Below are 16860 nucleotides of genomic sequence, written 5' to 3'. Positions count from 1 at the left end.
CATCATCGCGCGACCCACCGACAAGGTCGGCGTGGTTGCGGGTGAGGAATACTGACGGCGTGCGGTTGACGGACTTCTGGGAGCGGATGGAGCGCCAGTTGGGCTCCTCCTACGCCGACTCATGGGCGCGTGACTACGTCATCGAGGGCCTCGGCGGGCGGACGGTGCACCAGGCGCTCGCGGCGGGTGAGGACACCAAGGTGGTCTGGCGCGCCGTCTGCGACGCCCTGCGGCTGCCGCCGGGCCAGCGCTAGGACGGGCGCCGTCCCGGCGCTTGACCTCGCCGGGGTCTCGGCTGGCCGGGCTCTCGTCGAACGGATGGCTGGCGGTTTGGTGGGCCCAGGGCGCCAGTAATCCGCCAACCATCGGTGGCCGGAGAGGTGACCGATAACTCGGATGCTGGTTGTCGGGCCGGCGGGGTAACGTCTGCGAATCGTGACCACCGACCAGCCGATGATCAGCGCCCACCGCCTCACCAAGCGGTTCGGCGGGTTCACCGCGGTCGATTCCATCGACGTCGAGGTGCGGCGGGGCGAGGCGTTCGGGTTCCTCGGGCCGAACGGCGCGGGCAAGTCGTCGACCATGCGCATGATCGGCTGCGTGTCGCCGCCGTCGGACGGCAGCCTGCGCATCCTCGGTCTCGATCCGGCGCGGGACGGGCCGGCCATCCGGGCGCGGCTGGGGGTGGTGCCGCAGCGCGACACGCTCGACGAAGAGCTGACGGTGCGCGAGAACATCCTCGTGTACGGCCGCTACTTCGGGCTGTCGCGGGCGCACGTGCGGGCCAAGGCCGACGAGCTGCTCGAGTTCGCCCAGCTCACCGATCGTGCCGACAGCGTCGTCGAGCCGTTGTCCGGCGGCATGAAGCGGCGGCTGACCATCGCGCGGTCGCTGGTCAACGACCCCGAACTGCTGCTCCTCGACGAACCCACCACCGGCCTCGACCCGCAGGCGAGGCACGTCCTGTGGGATCGCCTGTTCCGGCTGAAACGCTCGGGCGTCACACTGGTCCTCACCACGCACTACATGGACGAGGCCGAGCAGCTGTGCGACCGCCTGGTCGTCATGGACGGCGGCCGCATCGTCGCCGAGGGGTCGCCGCGCGAGCTCATCGCGCTGCACGCCACCCGCGAGGTGCTCGAGCTGCGCTTCGCCGCCGACGACCACGCGCCGTACGCGGCCAAGCTCACCGACCTCGCCCAGCGCGTCGAGGTGCTGCCCGACCGCCTGCTGCTCTACACCGACGACGGCGACGCCACGGCCGCCGCGGTGCAGCGGCGCGGGCTCGCGCCGCTGTCCGTCCTGGCCCGCCGCTCGACGCTCGAGGACGTGTTCCTGCACCTCACCGGCCGGACGCTGGTCGACTGATGGCCACGACGCACGCGCAGCCGCGCGAGGGGCGCATGGCCGGACGGGCGTTCGCCTACTGGCTGACGAACTACCGGCGGGTGTGGCAGGGCACCATCATCAGCGGCTTCCTCGGGCCGCTGTTCTTCCTGGCCGCCATGGGTTTCGGGCTCGGTTCGCTGGTCGACGGCGGCGGGCTGGGCGCGCCCGGGTACGTCGAGTTCATCGCGCCCGGCATCCTCGCCGCCCAGGCCATGCAGACCGCCGTCGGCGAGTCGACGTTCCCGGTCATGGGCGCGCTGAAGTGGCAGCGGCAGTACCACGCCATGCTGGCCGCGCCGCTGGGCGTCGCCGACCTCGTCCTCGGGCACGTCGCGTTCGTCGCCATGCGGGTGGCCATCACCAGCGTCGCGTTCGCCGTCGTCGCCGTCGCGCTGGGCGCCATCACGTCCTGGTGGGTGCTGCTGGCGGTGCCGGCGGCGATCCTCACGGGGCTCGCGTTCACCACGCCGGTCTTCGCCTTCGCCGCCCGGCAGGACAACGACGCCGGCTTCAACGTGCTGTTCCGGTTCATCGTCATGCCGATGTTCCTGTTCTCCGGCACGTTCTTCCCGGTCGAACAGCTGCCCGGCGTGCTCGAGGCCGTCGCCAAGGTCACGCCGCTGTGGCACGGCGTCGAACTGTGCCGCAGCCTGGTCCTCGGCACGGCCACGGCGGCCGGGTCGCTCGGGCACGTCGCCCACCTGGCGCTCTGGGCCGTGGGCGGGCTGTGGCTGGCGTTCGCGAGCTTCCGCAAGCGGCTGGTCGCATGAGCGCCGTCGCCGCCGTCGCCCGCGCGTTGCCCATCCCGGCCGGCGCGGGGCTGGCCCGCGCGCTGATCGAACGCAACGCCCGCGCGTTCCGGCACGGCTGGATCACGCTGGTCAGCGGCGTCTTCGAGCCGATCTTCTACCTGTTCTCGCTCGGTGTCGGGCTCGGCGCGCTGATCGGCGACGTCGACGCCGGCGGCGGGCGCATGGTCGAGTACGCCGCATATGTCGCGCCGGCCATGATGGCGGCCGCCGCCATGAACGGCGCCGTGTTCGACTCCACGTTCAACCTGTTCTTCAAACTCAAGTACGCCAAGCTGTACGACTCCGTGCTGGCCACGCCGCTCGGGCCGCGCGACGTCGCCGTCGGCGAGATCGGGTGGGCGCTGCTGCGCGGGCTGCTGTATTCCACGACGTTCCTGGTCGTGGCCGCGGCCGCCGGCGTCGTGCACTCGTGGTGGTCGCTGCTGGCGCTGCCCGCGGCCAGCCTCATCGGGCTCGCGTTCGCCGCCGTCGGCATGTCCGTCACGACGTATCTGCGCAGCTGGCAGGACTTCGACTACATCCAGCTGGCGCTGCTGCCGATGTTCCTGTTCTCGGCCACGTTCTATCCGCTGTCGACGTACGACGAGTCGATCCGGTGGATCGTGCAGGCGACGCCGCTTTACCACGGCGTCGCGATGATCAGGGACCTCATGCTCGGCGACGTCGCATGGGGCATCCTGGCGCACGTGGCATATCTCGCGGTGATGGGCGTCGTGGGCCTGCTGTTCGCGGCCCACCGCATCGAACGGCTGCTGCTCCGGTGACGGCGGGGATGGACGAGACGGGCAGCGAGGGGACCGGCAAGGACGAGAGCGGCAGGGACGAGAGCGGCAGGGACGGGATCGGCGACGGGACCGAGTCGGCCGAGGCCGCGGCGATCCAGCGGCACTCGGTCCGCACACTGGTCGCCAGCCAGGTCGCGGGCGGGCTCGGTGTGTCCGCGGCCATCGCCGTCGGCGCCGTCGTCGTCACCGAGGTGTTCGGCCGCGACGACCTCTCCGGCCTGGTGCAGAGCGCGCAGGTGCTCGGTGCGGCGCTGCTGGCCATGCCGGCGGCGTCGCTGGCGGTGTCGTTCGGGCGGCGCGTCGGGCTCGGCGTCACGTACGCGATCGGCGCTGTGGGCGCGCTCATCGCGGTCGTGGCCACGCAGCTGCAGTTCTTCCCGCTGCTGCTGGTCGGGACGGCGCTGCTGGGCGGCGGGACGGCGGCCGGGCTGCAGGCCCGCTACGCCGCCACCGACCTCGCGCCGGCCGCCGGGCGGGGCCGCGCGCTCTCCGTCGTCGTCTGGTCCACGACCGTGGGCGCGGTGGCCGGGCCCAATCTCGCCGGGCCCGCGGGCGATCTCGCCGGCTCCCTCGGCATCGAGCCGCTGGCCGGGCCGTTCCTCATCGGCGCCGTGGTTCTCGGGGTGGGCGCGCTGGTGATCCTGGCCGGGCTGCGGCCCGATCCGCTGCTGACCGCGCGCCGGCTGGGCGGGGCGTCCGGCGATCCGCCCGTACGGCGCCGGGGTGTGCTCCGAGCCGGATGGGCGGCCATCGTGGCCAGCCCGCCCGCGGTGCTGGGGCTCGTCGCCGTCGTCGTCGGGCACACCGTCATGGTGACCGTCATGGTCATGACGCCAGTGCACATGACGCACGGCGGCGCGTCCATCTCGATCATCGGCTTCGTCATCAGCGTCCACGTGGCCGGCATGTACGCCTTCTCGCCGGTCATGGGCTGGCTGGCCGACAACGTCGGCCGGGTGCCGGTCATCCTGGGCGGGGTCATCGTGCTGCTCGGGTCGGTGGCGCTGGCGGGGACGGCGCACGAGGGGCACTCGCCGGGGCTGACGGCCGGGCTGTTCCTGCTCGGCCTGGGGTGGTCGGCGTGCATGGTGGCGGGCTCGACGCTGCTGACCGACGCCGTCGGGGCGGCCGATCGGCCGGCCGTGCAGGGCGCCTCCGACCTGCTGATGGGCTTGGCGGCGGCCGGCGGCGGAGCGCTGGCCGGGGTCGTCGTCGGGTCGTACGGGTACGGCGTGCTGAACGCGGCTGCGGCCGTCGTGCTGGTCGCCCCGGTCATCGCGATGCTGATTCCGGCGTGTCGCTCGCTCTCGAACACCCGTTCGGCATAGAGTCTCTTCTGTCCACACCGGGGATCAGTCAGCGCGGTTATCCACAGGTTCGGAATTCGTTCTCGATCTTTGTCAGTGGCACCGCGTAACGTCTCCGGCGATGACCAAGAAAACGCAGGGCCGTGCGCCGGCCCGTCGACCCCAGGTGGTGCCCATGGCTGTTTCCGCGGATCGCGACAAGGCGCTCGAGGCCGCGCTCGCGCAGATCGAGCGCTCGTTCGGCAAGGGCTCGGTGATGCGGCTGGGCGAGGAGGCCCGGGTCCCTATCGAGGTGATCCCCACCGGCGCCATCTCCCTCGACGTCGCTCTCGGCATCGGTGGCCTGCCGCGCGGCCGGGTGGTCGAGATCTACGGCCCCGAGTCCTCCGGTAAGACCACCGTCGCGCTGCACGCGGTGGCCAACGCCCAGCGCGCCGGCGGCGTCGCCGGTTTCATCGACGCCGAGCACGCGCTCGACCCCGACTACGCGAAGGCGCTGGGGGTCGACACCGACTCCCTGCTCGTCTCCCAGCCCGACACCGGTGAGCAGGCGCTCGAGATCGCCGACACCCTCATCCGGTCCGGCGCGCTCGACATCATCGTCATCGACTCGGTGGCGGCGCTGGTGCCCAAGGCCGAGATCGAGGGCGAGATGGGCGACAGCCACGTCGGCCTGCAGGCCCGGCTGATGAGCCAGGCGCTGCGGAAGATCGCCGGTGCGCTGAGCCAGTCCAAGACCACCGCCATCTTCATCAACCAGCTGCGCGAGAAGATCGGCGTGTTCTTCGGCTCGCCCGAGACCACCACCGGCGGCAAGGCGCTGAAGTTCTACGCCTCCGTACGCCTCGACGTCCGCCGCATCGAGACGCTCAAGGACGGCACCGACGCGGTCGGCAACCGCACCCGCGTCAAGGTGGTCAAGAACAAGGTGGCCCCGCCGTTCAAGCAGGCCGAGTTCGACATCATCTACGGCGAGGGCATCAGCCGCGAGGGCGGCCTCATCGACCTCGGCGTCGAGCAGAGCATCGTGCGCAAGTCCGGTGCCTGGTACACGTACGAGGGCGACCAGCTGGGGCAGGGCAAGGAGAACGCCCGCAACTTCCTCAAGGACAACCCCGACCTCGCCGACGAGATCGAGAAGAAGATCAAGGAGAAGCTCGGCGTCGGCCCGAAACTCGACACCGCCGTGGAAGAAACCCCCGCCGACTTCTGAGCCGGTCATGGTGAGCAGCAACGCCGGGCGGTCGCGGCGCGGCCGCCCGGACGGTCCCGAGCGGGAGGACGAGTCCGCCCGCTCGGCGTCCGCGGATCGAATGAGCGCCGCCGACGAGCACGACGATCGCGGTGTCGACGGTGACCGGGCCGACGATCGCGGCGCCGACGGCGGCGGTGGCGGTGGCCGCAGCGGTGCCAACGGTGGCGGTGCCAACGGTGGCGGTGGCGGTGCCAACGGTGGCGGTGGCGACGGTAGCGGTGGCCGTGGTGGCGAGGTTCGTGCCGATGCCACGGCCGATGTCGACGCCGATCCGGAGTCGGTGGCGCGGACGGTCGCGCTGAACCGGCTGTCGGTCGCGCCGCAGACCCGGGCCCAGCTCGACGCGGCGATGGCGCGCAAGGGCGTGCCGGAAGAGGTCCGCGACGGCGTGCTCGACCGTTTCACCGACGTCGGCCTGGTCGACGACGCGGCGTATGCGCGGGCGTGGGTCGAGTCCCGGCACACGGGCCGCGGCCTGTCCCGTCGCGCGCTCGGCTACGAACTGCGTAAACGCGGCGTCGAACCCGCCGTCGCCGCCGACGCGGTCGAGACCCTCGATCCCGAGCAGGAAGCGGCGACCGCCCGCGCCCTCGTCGCCGCGCGGCTGCCGAGCACCCGGCGCCTCGATCCGGTCGCCCGCACCCGCCGGCTCACCGGCCTGCTGGCGCGCAAGGGCTACCCGCCCGGCCTCGCCTTCCGCGTGGTCCGCGAAGCACTGGAGTCCGACGGCGTCGCCGGCATGGACCTCCCCGACGACTTCCTCGCCGACTGACCCCGGGCGCCGGTGCCGGCCCAGGCGTCACGTCGCCGACTGACCCCGGGCGCCGGTCCCGGCCCAGGCGTTACGTCGCTGACCGGCCCCGGGCGCCGGTCCCGGCCCAGGCGTTACGTCGCCGACTGACCCCGGCCCCGGCCTCGGCCCAGGCGTCACGTCGCCGCCCCGAACCGGGCCGGGTGCGCGATGTGCGATTCGGATCCCCCCGTTTCGTTGCGGGCCTCGCGGGCTTCGGCCGGCCTCAACAGCCGAAGTCGCGTTCTGGGGCGCGGAGGACGACCGTGACCATCGAGGACGCGCCGCTCTCCTTGATCATCAACCGGTGGCGACACCATGGTGTCGTTGATCGTTGATGATCACGTCGGCCACCGGGCAGCTCGGCGAAACGGGGTATCGTCGCAGCGCACAGGCGCGAAAACGGGGCGTGGCGCGCGTTCGCGCTGCTTGACCGGCTGTACACCCTTACGTAACCTCAACTTCAAAGGTGGAGAACAACTCCGCGACCGCGGATCGGACATAGCGAACATGGCAACGCTCGACACCACAGCACCGCCGAGGCCGGCGCAGGGCAGGCCGAAGCGGCTCGTCGAGGTGTGCGTACAGCAGCACTGATGTGGCACGTCGGTGGTTCGAGGGGCTCGCATCGTCCAGGGTGCGGGCGCGGTCGTGGTGCGGTTCCCCGCCGTCAGCCGGTCTGGCCTGCGCAGACCGCGATATGTGAGGGAGCCCGCCGATGAACACCGGAACGGCAATTCTGCTGGTCGGACTGGTGGTCGTGGCGCTACTGGCCGTAGCGCTCTACGCCTTGTTCAGCCGGCTCCGCGGCGTCGAGGGCACGCGCGCCAACTCCGCTGAGCTGTTCGCACAGATCGAAGCCGACTCCGTGCGGCTGCGGTCGGCCGCCCAGAGCGAGGCCGACGACGTCCGCGCGAAGGCGCGGCGCGAAGCCGACGAACTGCGGACGGCCGCCGCCACCGAAGCCAACGAGCTGAAAACCCGCGCCACCGCCGAGGCCGAGAAGGCCCGCGAGGACGCCGACCAGGCCCGCGGACGCGCCGACGAGGCCACCGCGGAGCTGCGCGAGCAGCGCGCCGACCTCGACCGCCGCGAGCAGCGGCTGGTCGAACGCGAAGAACGCGTCACCGCCGACACCCAGTCGCTGGAAGAGCGGCTGGCCGAGGTCGAGACCCAGGCGAGCGAACTGGCCGCCCGCACCGAGGAACTGGCGGCGCTCGAGGCCGAACGCCGCGCCGTCCTCGAACGGACCGCCCAGCTGACCGCGGAGCAGGCGAAGGCCGAACTCGTCGCCACCGTCGAGGACGAGGCCAAGCGCGCCGCGGTCATGCGGGTGCGCGACATCGAGAAGGACGCGAACGAGAACGGCCAGGCCCGGGCCCGCGAGATCATCACGCTCGCCATCCAGCGGCTCGCGTCCGAGCAGACGGCGGAGTCCGTCGTGTCGGTGCTGCACCTGCCGGGCGATGAGATGAAGGGCCGCATCATCGGCCGCGAAGGCCGCAACATCCGCGCGTTCGAGCAGGTCACCGGCGTCAACCTGATCATCGACGACACGCCCGAAGCGGTGCTGCTGTCGTGCTTCGACCCGGTCCGCCGCGAGGTCGCCCGGCTGACGCTGGAAGAGCTGGTGCTGGACGGGCGCATCCACCCGCACCGCATCGAGGAGCAGTACGAGAAGAGCAAGGCCGAGGTCGAGGCGCTGTGCGTGCGCGCCGGCGAGGACGCGCTGGTCGAGGTCGGCGTCACCGACATGCACCCCGACCTCGTCCTGCTGCTCGGCCGGCTGCGCTACCGCACGTCGTACGGGCAGAACGTGCTCAAGCACCTGATCGAGTCGGCGCACCTGGCCGGCATGATGGCCGGCGAGCTGGGCCTCGACGTGAAGCTGACGAAACGGTGCGCGCTGCTGCACGACATCGGCAAGGCGCTGACGCACGAGGTCGACGGCAGCCACGCGCTCATCGGCGCCGAGATCGCCCGCCGCTACGGCGAGAACGACGACGTCGTGCACGCCATCGAGGCGCACCACAACGAGGTCGAACTGCGCACGGTGGAAGCGGTGCTGACGCAGGCCGCCGACGCCATCTCCGGCGGCCCCCCGCCCCCCCGCCGCGAGTCGCTGGAGGCGTACGTCAAGCGGCTCGAACGGCTCGAGGAGATCTCCATGAGCCACGACGGCGTCGAGAAGGTCTTCGCCATGCAGGCCGGCCGCGAGGTGCGGGTCATGGTGCTGCCCGACGTCGTCGACGACATCCAGGCGCAGGTGCTGGCCCGCGACATCGCCAAGCAGGTCGAGGAGGAGCTGACCTACCCCGGCCAGATCCGCATCACCGTCGTCCGCGAGTCCCGGTCGACGGAGTTCGCCCGCTGAGCTGACGGCGTCCCGGCCGGGACGCCGTCACATGGAGACGCCGGTGGCGGTGGTGCCGCCGATGGCCGCGTCGTCGGCCTTCGCCACTCCGCCGGCCGCCTTCTTCGTGCCCCGGCGCTCCAGGTAGACCGCCACTCGCGACAGGGTGAAGTTGACGGTGATGTAGATGGCCGCGCCCACCACGAAGAACTGGAACCAGTACTTCTGCCCGAAGAACTGCGTGTTCAGCTGGATGCGGCGCAGCAGCTCCGCGTAGCCGATGATGAACCCGAGCGACGTGTCCTTCAGCAGCACGACCAGCTGGCTGACCAGCGACGGCAGCATGCGGCGCACGGCCTGGGGGAGTAGGACGGTGAACAGCGTCTGCCAGCGGCTCAGCCCGATCGCGTAGCTGGCCTCGGACTGCCCCTTCGGCAGCGACACGATGCCGGCCCGCAGGATCTCGGCGAAGATCGCGCTGTTGTAGATGACCAGCCCGAACACGACGCCCCAGAAGATCGGCAGGCCGATCGCGATGACGCCGAAGAACATCAGCAGCACGACCGGCAGGCCGCGGAAGAACTCGATGACGGTCGTGACGGGCCAGCGCACCCACCGCGTCCCCGACATCCGCAGCACCGCCAGTAGCACGCCGATGGCCAGGGCGAAGACGGCGCCGATGCCGGCCGCCCGCAGCGTCGCGCCGAGGCCGTCGATGAGCAGTGACGTCCACACGTCGTTGGCGCTCTGGCCGAGCGGCGGATCGGTGAAGACCTGCCAGCGCTCCGGGTCCCACTGGTCGCGCGAGTCGAGCTGCCGGTAGGCCAAGTACAGCAGACCGAGCACGAACAGGGCGCCGAGGATCGAGTAGATCGTCGTCCGGCGCCGGGTGCGGGGCCCGGGGGCGTCGTACAGGATAGAACTCATCGGGCGAACGCCACCTTCCGCTCGACGTAGCCGGCGAAGATTCCGGCCGGGATGGTGATGACCAGATAGCAGGCCGCGACGCCCAGCAGGACGGCGATGACGTCAGTCGGGTGCGCGTTGGCCAGCTGCTTGCCGACGCCGAACAGCTCGGCGACGAAGAATCCGCCGGCGACGGAGCTGTTCTTGGTCAGCGCGATGAAGATGTTGATCAGCGGCGGGATGACGGTGCGGAACGCCTGCGGCAGCACGATGAGCTGCAGCGTCTGCGGGAACGTCAGGCCGATGGCGCGCGAGGCCTCGGCCTGGCCCAGTCCGACACTGTTGATGCCCGACCGCACCGCCTCGCAGACGAACGCCGCCGTGTACACCGACAGCGCCACCACGGCGGGGGCGAAGAAGCCCGACGGCGTCCAGCCCAGCTGCGGCGCCACGAACACGAAGAAGATGAAGACCAGGGTGAGCGGGGTGTTCCGCACGATCTCGACGTACACGGTGCCGAACCAGCGCAACGTCGGGACCGGCGACACCCGGAAGGCGCCGAGGATCGTCCCCACCACCAGCGCGATGACGGCGGACAGCAGGGTGAGCGCGAGTGTGGTGGTGAACCCGTCCCAGTAGAGCGGGAGCTCGTCGATCACGGTGTCCATCAGGCAGCCCTTCTCGGACGGTCGGACTCAGAACGGAAGGACCGCCGCCAGCTGGTGGCGGCGGTCCGTCCGATGCGGGCCGTCAGTAGCGGTCGACCTGCGGCGGGTCCGGCGTCTCGAGGACCGCGCCCGCGGTCTCCTCCCACGCCTCCGCCCAGCGGCCGTCCTCGTAGGAGGCCTCGAGGACGTCGTTGATCCAGTTGCGGAACTCGGTGTCGCCGAGCGCGAGGCCGATGCCGTACGGCTCCTCCGTGAAGGTGTCACCGACCAGCTTGAACTCGCCCGGGTTCTGGTCGACGAAGCCGGACAGGATGACGTTGTCGGTGGTGACGGCGTCGACCTGGCCGTTGCGCAGCGGCTCGAGGCAGTCGGAGTAGGCGCCGGTCGGGAACAGCACCGCCTCCGGGTAGTTGGTGCGGATGTTCTCGGCCGGCGTGGAGCCCTCGACCGAGCAGACGTTGCGGCCGGCGAGGTCGTCGGGGCCGTTGATGTCGCTGTTCGACTCGAGCACCATGATCGTCTGGCCGGCGTTGAAGTACGGGCCGGCGAAGTCGACGAGCTGCTTGCGCTCGTCGTTGATCGTGTAGGTGGCCACGACGATGTCGACCTGGCCGTCCTCGATGAACGGCTCGCGGTTGGCCGAGACCGTCTCGACCCAATTGATGTTGTCTTCGCTGATGCCGAGCTCGCCGGCGATCATCTTGGCGATCTCGACGTCGAAGCCGACCGGGGTGCCGTCGGGGCCGACCAGGCCGAACAGCGGCTGGTCGAACTTGGTGCCGACGGTGATCTCGCCGGCCTCGGCGAGTTCGGCCATCGTGCTGCCTTCGGGGAAGTCGGCGGCGTCGGCGGTGGGCTCGGAGCCGCTGCCGCCGTCGTCGCCGTCGTCGTCGCCGCAGGCGGCCAGGACGAGCGACGCCGCCAGCGCCGTCGCGGCCAGCGCGCCGAAGCGGCGCAGTCTGGGTCGGGTGGTACGCATGGTGTTTCTCCTCTGGTTACTTCGACGTTCAGTGAGTCAGGATCTTGCTGAGGAAGTCGCGGGCCCGGTCGCTCTGGGCGTTCGTGAAGAACTCCTCCGGGGTGGCCTCTTCGACGATGCTGCCGGCGTCCATGAAGATGACGCGGTTGGCCGCGCGCCGGGCGAAGCCCATCTCGTGGGTGACGACGATCATCGTCATCCCGTCGTGGGCGAGGGCCGTCATGACGTCGAGCACCTCCTTGATCATCTCGGGGTCGAGTGCGGAGGTGGGCTCGTCGAACAGCATGACCTTGGGCTTCATGGCCAGTGCCCGGGCGATGGCGACGCGCTGCTGCTGGCCGCCGGACAGCTGCGCGGGCAGCTTCCTGGCCTGGTCGGCGACGCCGACGCGCTCGAGCAGCTCCATGGCCGTCTTCTCCGCCTCGGACTTCTTGACGCCCTTGGCCTTGACGGGGCCCAGCGTGACGTTCTGCAGCACCGTCTTGTGCGCGAACAGGTTGAACGCCTGGAACACCATGCCGACGTCGGCGCGCAGCCGGGCCAGCGCCTTGCCTTCGGCCGGCAGTGGCCGGCCGTCGACGGCGATGGTGCCGGAGTCGATGGTCTCCAGGCGGTTGATGGTTCGGCACAGCGTCGACTTGCCCGAACCGGACGGCCCGATGACGACGACCACCTCGCCGCGGGCGACGCTGAGGTCGATGTCGCGCAGCACGTGCAGCGCGCCGAAGTACTTGTTGACGCCGCGCAACTCGACCAGCGGCCCGCCGGCCGTCTCGACGCTCATGGACTCACACCACCACCTTCACGACGATCCCGGGACAAGCGTCAACGGTATGGGGGAGAAGACCGCCTGTCATGCCCTTTGAGCTGCGGTTGAGGTCACCTCTTGGTAACGAACTGGTGACTGCCCGCGTGACTGCTCGCGTAGGCGCCGGAACCTCAGCACCTGCTCAACACGGGTTCACCCCGCGTCCTGGCGCTGCTTGCATGCGGGTGCGGGGACAGCCCCATCGAGGAGGTTTCCATGACGACGAGACGTGGCCGCGTGTGCGCGGCCCTGGCCGGGCTGACGGTGGTGGCGACGACGGCGGCGTTGCCGGCCACCGCGGCGACGGCGGCCGAGGAGCCGCCGCGGACCGGGTTCGAACTGCGCGACGGCACGAGCTGGACGACGTTCGCCGAGGAACAGGCCTATCTGGAGCAACTCGACGCGCTGACGGACCGGCTGGAGATCGAGCCGATCGGCGCCACGCTGCAGGGCCGCCCGCTGCACCTGGCCCGCATCGGCAACCCGGCGCCGCCGCCGGTGGACGAGCTGGACGGCGAGAAGACGGTGTTCATCGTCTGCAGCCAGCACGGGAACGAGCCGGCGCCGCGGGAGATGTGCCTGCAGGAGATCCGCGACCTCGCCCTCACCGACGACCCGGAGCTGCTGGAGTTCCTGCGGACGACGACGGTGCTGGTGGTGCCGACGGCGAACCCGGACGGCCGCGAGGCGAACACCCGCGGCAATTCGAACGGCACCGACATCAACCGCGACCACCACTATCTGGAAGAGCTGGAGTCGCAGGCGATGGGCGGCGTGCTGCGCGACGTCCGGCCGACGATCTCGTGGGACGCGCACGAGATGGGCTCGCGGACGCTGGACTTCGCGATGCTGTGGCCGCGCAACCTGAACGTCGACGACCCGCTGCGGGCGCTCTCCGGCGAGCTGGCGCAGAGCATGCGGGACGTGCTGGAGGACGAGGACTACGTCGTCGACTGGTACACGTCGAACACCGAGGGCGACGAGCGGATCTTCCGCAACGTCGCGGGGCTGCGCGGCGGCGTCGGCCTGCTGACGGAGAGCAGCACGGCCAACCCGCCGCTGGAGCGGGTCCGGATGCAGGAGCTCGGTTTCTACTCGACGCTGGACTTCGCCATCGAGAACGGCGACGAGGTGCAGGCGGCGATCGACGCGGCGCGGGCGAACGAGCTGGTGAAGGGCGCGTCGGCCGCGCCGGTGTTCTGGGGTGGACAGGACAACCGCCCGCCGGCGCCGGAGGAGATCCTGTCGCCGGCCGCCTGTGCGTACGTCCTCACCGATGAGCAACTGGCCGCGACGGAGCTGCACCGCGACCTGTTCCGCGTCGACGACTACGACTCGGGCCGCGGCTTCGTCCCGATGGCGCAGGAGGCCCGGCCGATCGTCCCGCTGCTGTTCGACGCCGACGCGCGCTACCCGATCGTCGAGGCGCGGCGGGAGTACCCGGACCTGCGCGGCACCGTGGTCGTCGGCGACGTGGACAGCGGCGTGCCGAACGCGACGCTGGCCGACGGCTGCACCGTCAACAACCGGATCCAGGAGGACGCCGAGTGGCGCAACCACGGCCAGTTCGTCCGGCACGTCACCGCGGTGGTGAACGAACTGCGCGCTGACGGCGTGCTGTCCGGCCGCGAGGGCGGCGCCATCGTCCGGTCGGCGACGCAGTCGAACGTGGGCTAGTCATCCACTGAGTCGCTGGACGCCGCCGAGACCGCAGCTCGGCGGCGTCCAGCTCTGTCACGGCCACTGTCAGGTGGCGTGTGATATGGCAGTATTTGCCGCATATCGCCCCCGAGCCAGGAGCGTGAGCCCATGCGCGTGGTGCTGGTCGAGGACGACAATCACGTGGCCGGGGCGCTGGCCGCGGTGCTCACCCGGCACGGCTATGACACCGTGCGGGCCGAGGACGCGGCCGCCGCGCTGCGCGCCGTCGACAGCGGCACCGACATGGTGCTGCTCGACCTCGGGCTGCCCGACCTCGACGGCCTGGAGCTGTGTCGGCGCATCCGCCGGGTGTCCGACGTCCCGGTCATCATGGTGACGGCGCGCTCGCAGGTGAACGCGCGGGTCAAGGGCCTGCAGGTGGGCGCCGACGACTACCTGGTCAAGCCGTACGACGTCCGCGAGCTGATCGCGCGGATGAGCGCCGTCGAACGGCGCGGCCGGTCCCGGGCCGGCCCGGGCGGCGCGCTGGTGCGGGTGGGCGACGTCGTCATCGACCTCGCCGCGCGCCGGGTCGAGGCGGGCTCGCGCCCGGTCACGCTGACCAAGAAGGAGTTCGACGTCATCGCCTTGCTGGCCCGGCACCCGGGCGTCGCGCTGCCCCGGGAGCGGATCCTGCGCGAGGTGTGGCAGACCAGTTGGCGCGGGCTGGGCCGCAGCCTGGAGGTGCACGTCGCGTCGATCCGGCGCAAGCTCGGCCCCGACGACGTCATCGAGACCGTCCGCGGCGTCGGCTACCGCCTGGCCTCGCGGTAGCCGCGGTGCGCGCCCGGCTGATCGCGGTGCTCGTCGTCCCCCTGGCCGCGCTGCTCGTGGTGCTCGGCGTCGCCTACGCCCGCAGCCTCTCCGACGCCGGTCACCAGCAGCTCTACCTCGACCGGCTGGCCGACGCGAACCTGTTCGTCGCGACGGCCCGGCAGGCGTTCGCGGCCGGCGACCCGCAGCTGGTCGACCGCGAGCTGGACCGCTACCGCGACGTCTACGGCATCCAAGCCGCCGTCCTCGACAACACCGGCGGCATCTGGGCCACCAACGGGCTGCGCCTGGACGATCCCGGGTCGCCGCGGCAGCGGGCGGTCGACGCGGCGCTGTCCGGCCGCTCGGACAGCACGCTGGACGAGATGTCGCCGTGGTCGTCGGGTGAGCTGCTGGTGGCCGAGCCGGTGTTCGACAGCGGCGACCTGCTCGGCGCCGTCGTCACGTCGTCGAACAGCCGGCAGCTGGCTGAGCAGCATCGGCGGCAGCTGAGCGTCCTGCTGCTCGGCGGCCTCGCGGCGCTGGTGGTCAGCGTCCTGCTGGCCAGCCGGCTGGCGCACTGGGTGCTGCGGCCCGTGCGCATGGTCGACGCCGCGATGACGGAGATCTGGCACGGCCACGTCGGCGCCCGCATCGCCGACGCGTCCGGCCCGCCGGAGCTGCGCCGCGTCGTGACGGCGTTCAACGGCATGTCGGAGAAGGTCGAGCAGCTCATCTACAAGCAGCAGGAGTTCGTCTCGAACGCCTCGCACGAACTGCGCAACCCGCTCAACGCGCTGCTGCTGCGGATCGAGGACCTGCAGCTCGCACTCGGTGACACCGCGGCGACGGAGGTCGACCACGTCCGTGAGGAGGGCCGGCGGATGGCTCGGATCCTGGAGGCGCTGCTGGTGCTGGCCCGCGACCAGGGCGCCCCGAGCGCGGTCGCGCCGGTCGAGCTGGGCGCGCTGGCACGCGGCCGGCTGGACGCGTGGCGGCCAGTGGCCCGCGACGCCGGTGTCGCCGTCGCGCTGGACGCCCGCGCCGAGGTCTGGTGCGAGGTGGACGACATCGTCGTCGAGAGCGCGCTGGACGCCGTCGTCGACAACGCGCTGAAGTTCGCGCCGCCCGGCAGCGTCGTCGACGTGCGGGTCGAGGCGGCGGGGGAGCGCGCCCGGATCACCGTCCGCGACCACGGGCCGGGTCTCGCGCCGGACGAGATCGAGCACGTCGCCGACCGGTTCTGGCGCAGCCCGCAGCACCAGAACGCCCGCGGCGCCGGGCTGGGGCTGGCCATCGCCACCGAGTTCCTCGACTCCTGCGGCGGCCGGCTCGAGGTCGCGGCGGCGGACGGCGGCGGGCTCGCCGTCACCCTGTGGGTCCCGATCGAGGCGGCGCCGGCATGAGGCGGGTGCTGGCCGTCGTCGCCGCCGTCGTCGCGCTCGCCGGCGGGTGCCTGCACGACACGTCGCCCGCCGCCGGGCCGGTCGTCGTGGCCGGCGGCGGCACCACCGGCGTCTACTACGCGTACGGCGACCGGCTGGCCGGCGAGCTGGCCGGGCGGCTCGGCGTCGACGCCGGGGTGGTCGAGACGGCCGGTTCGGTGGAGAACCTCGGCCGGGTGGCGGCGGGCGAGGCGCTGCTCGGCTTCACCGCCGCCGACGCCGCCGCGGACGCCGTCGCGGGGCGGGCCCCGTTCGACGCGCCGCTGCCGATCCGGGCGGTGGCCCGGCTCTACGACGACCTCGTGCACGTGGTGGTGCCGGCCGGGTCCGACGTCGACCAGCTGGCCGACCTGCGCGGCCGGCGGGTGTCGCTGGGCGCCGTCGGTTCCGGCACCGAGGTGATCGCGCGGCGGCTGCTGGCCGCGGCCGGGGTCGACGAGGGCGAGCTGGTGGCGCAGCCGCTCGGCATCGACGGGTCGATCGCGGCGCTGCTGGCCGGCGAGCTGGACGCGTTCTTCTGGTCCGGCGGGCTGCCGACGCCGGGCGTGGCGGAGCTGGCGCGGACGCTGCCGATCCGGCTGCTGGAGCTGACGACGGAGGCCGCCGTCGTCAGCCGCGCCTACGACGGCGTGTACCGGCAGGCGGTGGTGCCGGCCGGCGCGTACGACCTGACGGCCTCGGTGACCACGCTGGCCGTGCCGAACTTCCTGGTGACCGCCGCGGACGCCGACGAGGCGCTGATCGCCGAGGTCACCGCGACGCTGTTCGAGCGGCGGGCGGTGATCGCCGCGGACGTCGGGGCCGCCGCCCGGCTGAACGGCCGCCGGGCGATCTACACCGGGCCGGTCGAGTTGCATCCGGGAGCGCTGCGGCACTACCGGGAGCTCAAGCCATGACGGTTGCTCAAGA

At 71.7% G+C, this 16860-nt stretch carries 16 protein-coding genes; 12 read left to right on the top strand and 4 right to left on the bottom strand.

The genetic code is table 11. The annotated features are described in order from the left end of the window. The first annotated feature begins 59 nt into the window (after positions 1-59). The 8 genes from ACW62_RS24520 (at position 60) to rny (ending at position 8712) form a co-directional block, all read left to right on the top strand. Positions 60-254, top strand: coding sequence for a DUF3046 domain-containing protein (locus ACW62_RS24520; RefSeq protein ID WP_053206738.1), 195 nt, complete (start codon positions 60-62; stop codon positions 252-254). Between the two features lie 181 nt (positions 255-435). Then, positions 436-1368: an ABC transporter ATP-binding protein gene (locus tag ACW62_RS24515; RefSeq protein WP_053206737.1), complete on the top strand. Its 933-nt coding sequence runs from the start codon at positions 436-438 to the stop codon at positions 1366-1368. After that, the gene (locus ACW62_RS24510) at positions 1368-2159 is read left to right on the top strand and encodes an ABC transporter permease (protein ID WP_205629568.1); all 792 of its coding nucleotides are present in this window, start codon (positions 1368-1370) and stop codon (positions 2157-2159) included. The genes ACW62_RS24515 and ACW62_RS24510 overlap by 1 nt, the downstream gene beginning before the upstream one ends. Continuing rightward, positions 2156-2965, top strand: coding sequence for an ABC transporter permease (locus tag ACW62_RS24505; protein ID WP_053206736.1), 810 nt, complete (start codon positions 2156-2158; stop codon positions 2963-2965). The genes ACW62_RS24510 and ACW62_RS24505 overlap by 4 nt, the downstream gene beginning before the upstream one ends. 8 nt (positions 2966-2973) lie before the next feature. Beyond that, on the top strand, positions 2974-4314 hold the full coding sequence (locus ACW62_RS24500; RefSeq protein WP_083460134.1) for an MFS transporter: 1341 nt from the start codon (positions 2974-2976) through the stop codon (positions 4312-4314). Between the two features lie 154 nt (positions 4315-4468). Then, positions 4469-5506 carry a recombinase RecA gene (gene recA, locus ACW62_RS24495; RefSeq protein ID WP_053206735.1) on the top strand — a complete coding sequence of 346 codons (1038 nt, stop codon included), beginning with the start codon at positions 4469-4471 and terminating at the stop codon, positions 5504-5506. 7 nt (positions 5507-5513) lie between these two features. Continuing rightward, a complete protein-coding gene (locus tag ACW62_RS36285; RefSeq protein ID WP_205629567.1) occupies positions 5514-6320 on the top strand; it encodes a regulatory protein RecX in 807 nt (268 codons plus the stop codon). A 736-nt stretch (positions 6321-7056) separates the two neighbouring features. Beyond that, positions 7057-8712 carry a ribonuclease Y gene (rny, locus tag ACW62_RS24485; protein WP_053206734.1) on the top strand — a complete coding sequence of 552 codons (1656 nt, stop codon included), beginning with the start codon at positions 7057-7059 and terminating at the stop codon, positions 8710-8712. Positions 8713-8739: 27 nt separating this feature from the next. On the opposite strand, the gene ACW62_RS24480 is transcribed toward rny, so the two are convergent. From ACW62_RS24480 to ACW62_RS24465, 4 genes are all read right to left on the bottom strand, one after another. Beyond that, entirely contained in the window at positions 8740-9618 is an 879-nt protein-coding gene (locus tag ACW62_RS24480) for an amino acid ABC transporter permease (protein WP_053206733.1), read from the bottom strand. Then, positions 9615-10265, bottom strand: a complete 651-nt coding sequence (locus ACW62_RS24475; protein ID WP_053206732.1) for an amino acid ABC transporter permease — start codon at positions 10263-10265, stop codon at positions 9615-9617. The genes ACW62_RS24480 and ACW62_RS24475 overlap by 4 nt, the downstream gene beginning before the upstream one ends. Before the next feature lie 82 nt (positions 10266-10347). Next, positions 10348-11244 carry a glutamate ABC transporter substrate-binding protein gene (locus tag ACW62_RS24470; RefSeq protein ID WP_053206731.1) on the bottom strand — a complete coding sequence of 299 codons (897 nt, stop codon included), beginning with the start codon at positions 11242-11244 and terminating at the stop codon, positions 10348-10350. Between the two features lie 28 nt (positions 11245-11272). Continuing rightward, on the bottom strand, positions 11273-12028 hold the full coding sequence (locus tag ACW62_RS24465) for an amino acid ABC transporter ATP-binding protein (protein ID WP_053206730.1): 756 nt from the start codon (positions 12026-12028) through the stop codon (positions 11273-11275). Positions 12029-12268: 240 nt separating this feature from the next. On the opposite strand from ACW62_RS24465, the gene ACW62_RS24460 reads away from it, so the two are divergent. The 4 genes from ACW62_RS24460 to ACW62_RS24445 all read left to right on the top strand — a co-directional run bounded on the left by ACW62_RS24460 (position 12269) and on the right by ACW62_RS24445 (position 16847). Next, positions 12269-13729 (top strand): M14 family metallopeptidase, encoded by a 1461-nt coding sequence (locus ACW62_RS24460; protein WP_083460133.1) that lies wholly within the window; start codon positions 12269-12271, stop codon positions 13727-13729. 132 nt (positions 13730-13861) lie between these two features. Continuing rightward, positions 13862-14527 (top strand): response regulator transcription factor, encoded by a 666-nt coding sequence (locus ACW62_RS24455; protein WP_053206728.1) that lies wholly within the window; start codon positions 13862-13864, stop codon positions 14525-14527. 5 nt (positions 14528-14532) lie between these two features. Continuing rightward, on the top strand, positions 14533-15912 hold the full coding sequence (locus ACW62_RS24450; protein WP_053206727.1) for a sensor histidine kinase: 1380 nt from the start codon (positions 14533-14535) through the stop codon (positions 15910-15912). Continuing rightward, positions 15909-16847 carry a TAXI family TRAP transporter solute-binding subunit gene (locus tag ACW62_RS24445; RefSeq protein WP_053206726.1) on the top strand — a complete coding sequence of 313 codons (939 nt, stop codon included), beginning with the start codon at positions 15909-15911 and terminating at the stop codon, positions 16845-16847. Before ACW62_RS24450 ends, ACW62_RS24445 begins: the two co-directional genes overlap by 4 nt. Positions 16848-16860 lie beyond the last annotated feature (13 nt).

Source organism: Jiangella muralis (assembly GCF_001270745.1).
Taxonomy (GTDB): Bacteria; Actinomycetota; Actinomycetes; order Jiangellales; family Jiangellaceae; genus Jiangella; species Jiangella muralis.
Note: the sequence above shows the minus strand (reverse complement) of the source record. Positions and strands in the feature narration are given on the sequence as shown.

Coding starts and splice junctions, on each gene's coding strand:
- ACW62_RS24510 (WP_205629568.1), top strand. CDS start 1,368: ATGGCCACGACGCACGCGCAGCCGCGCGAGGGGCGCATGGCCGGACGG.
- ACW62_RS24505 (WP_053206736.1), top strand. CDS start 2,156: ATGAGCGCCGTCGCCGCCGTCGCCCGCGCGTTGCCCATCCCGGCCGGC.
- ACW62_RS24500 (WP_083460134.1), top strand. CDS start 2,974: ATGGACGAGACGGGCAGCGAGGGGACCGGCAAGGACGAGAGCGGCAGG.
- recA (WP_053206735.1), top strand. CDS start 4,469: ATGGCTGTTTCCGCGGATCGCGACAAGGCGCTCGAGGCCGCGCTCGCG.
- ACW62_RS36285 (WP_205629567.1), top strand. CDS start 5,514: ATGGTGAGCAGCAACGCCGGGCGGTCGCGGCGCGGCCGCCCGGACGGT.
- rny (WP_053206734.1), top strand. CDS start 7,057: ATGAACACCGGAACGGCAATTCTGCTGGTCGGACTGGTGGTCGTGGCG.
- ACW62_RS24480 (WP_053206733.1), bottom strand. CDS start 9,618: ATGAGTTCTATCCTGTACGACGCCCCCGGGCCCCGCACCCGGCGCCGG.
- ACW62_RS24475 (WP_053206732.1), bottom strand. CDS start 10,265: ATGGACACCGTGATCGACGAGCTCCCGCTCTACTGGGACGGGTTCACC.
- ACW62_RS24470 (WP_053206731.1), bottom strand. CDS start 11,244: ATGCGTACCACCCGACCCAGACTGCGCCGCTTCGGCGCGCTGGCCGCG.
- ACW62_RS24465 (WP_053206730.1), bottom strand. CDS start 12,028: ATGAGCGTCGAGACGGCCGGCGGGCCGCTGGTCGAGTTGCGCGGCGTC.
- ACW62_RS24460 (WP_083460133.1), top strand. CDS start 12,269: ATGACGACGAGACGTGGCCGCGTGTGCGCGGCCCTGGCCGGGCTGACG.
- ACW62_RS24455 (WP_053206728.1), top strand. CDS start 13,862: ATGCGCGTGGTGCTGGTCGAGGACGACAATCACGTGGCCGGGGCGCTG.
- ACW62_RS24445 (WP_053206726.1), top strand. CDS start 15,909: ATGAGGCGGGTGCTGGCCGTCGTCGCCGCCGTCGTCGCGCTCGCCGGC.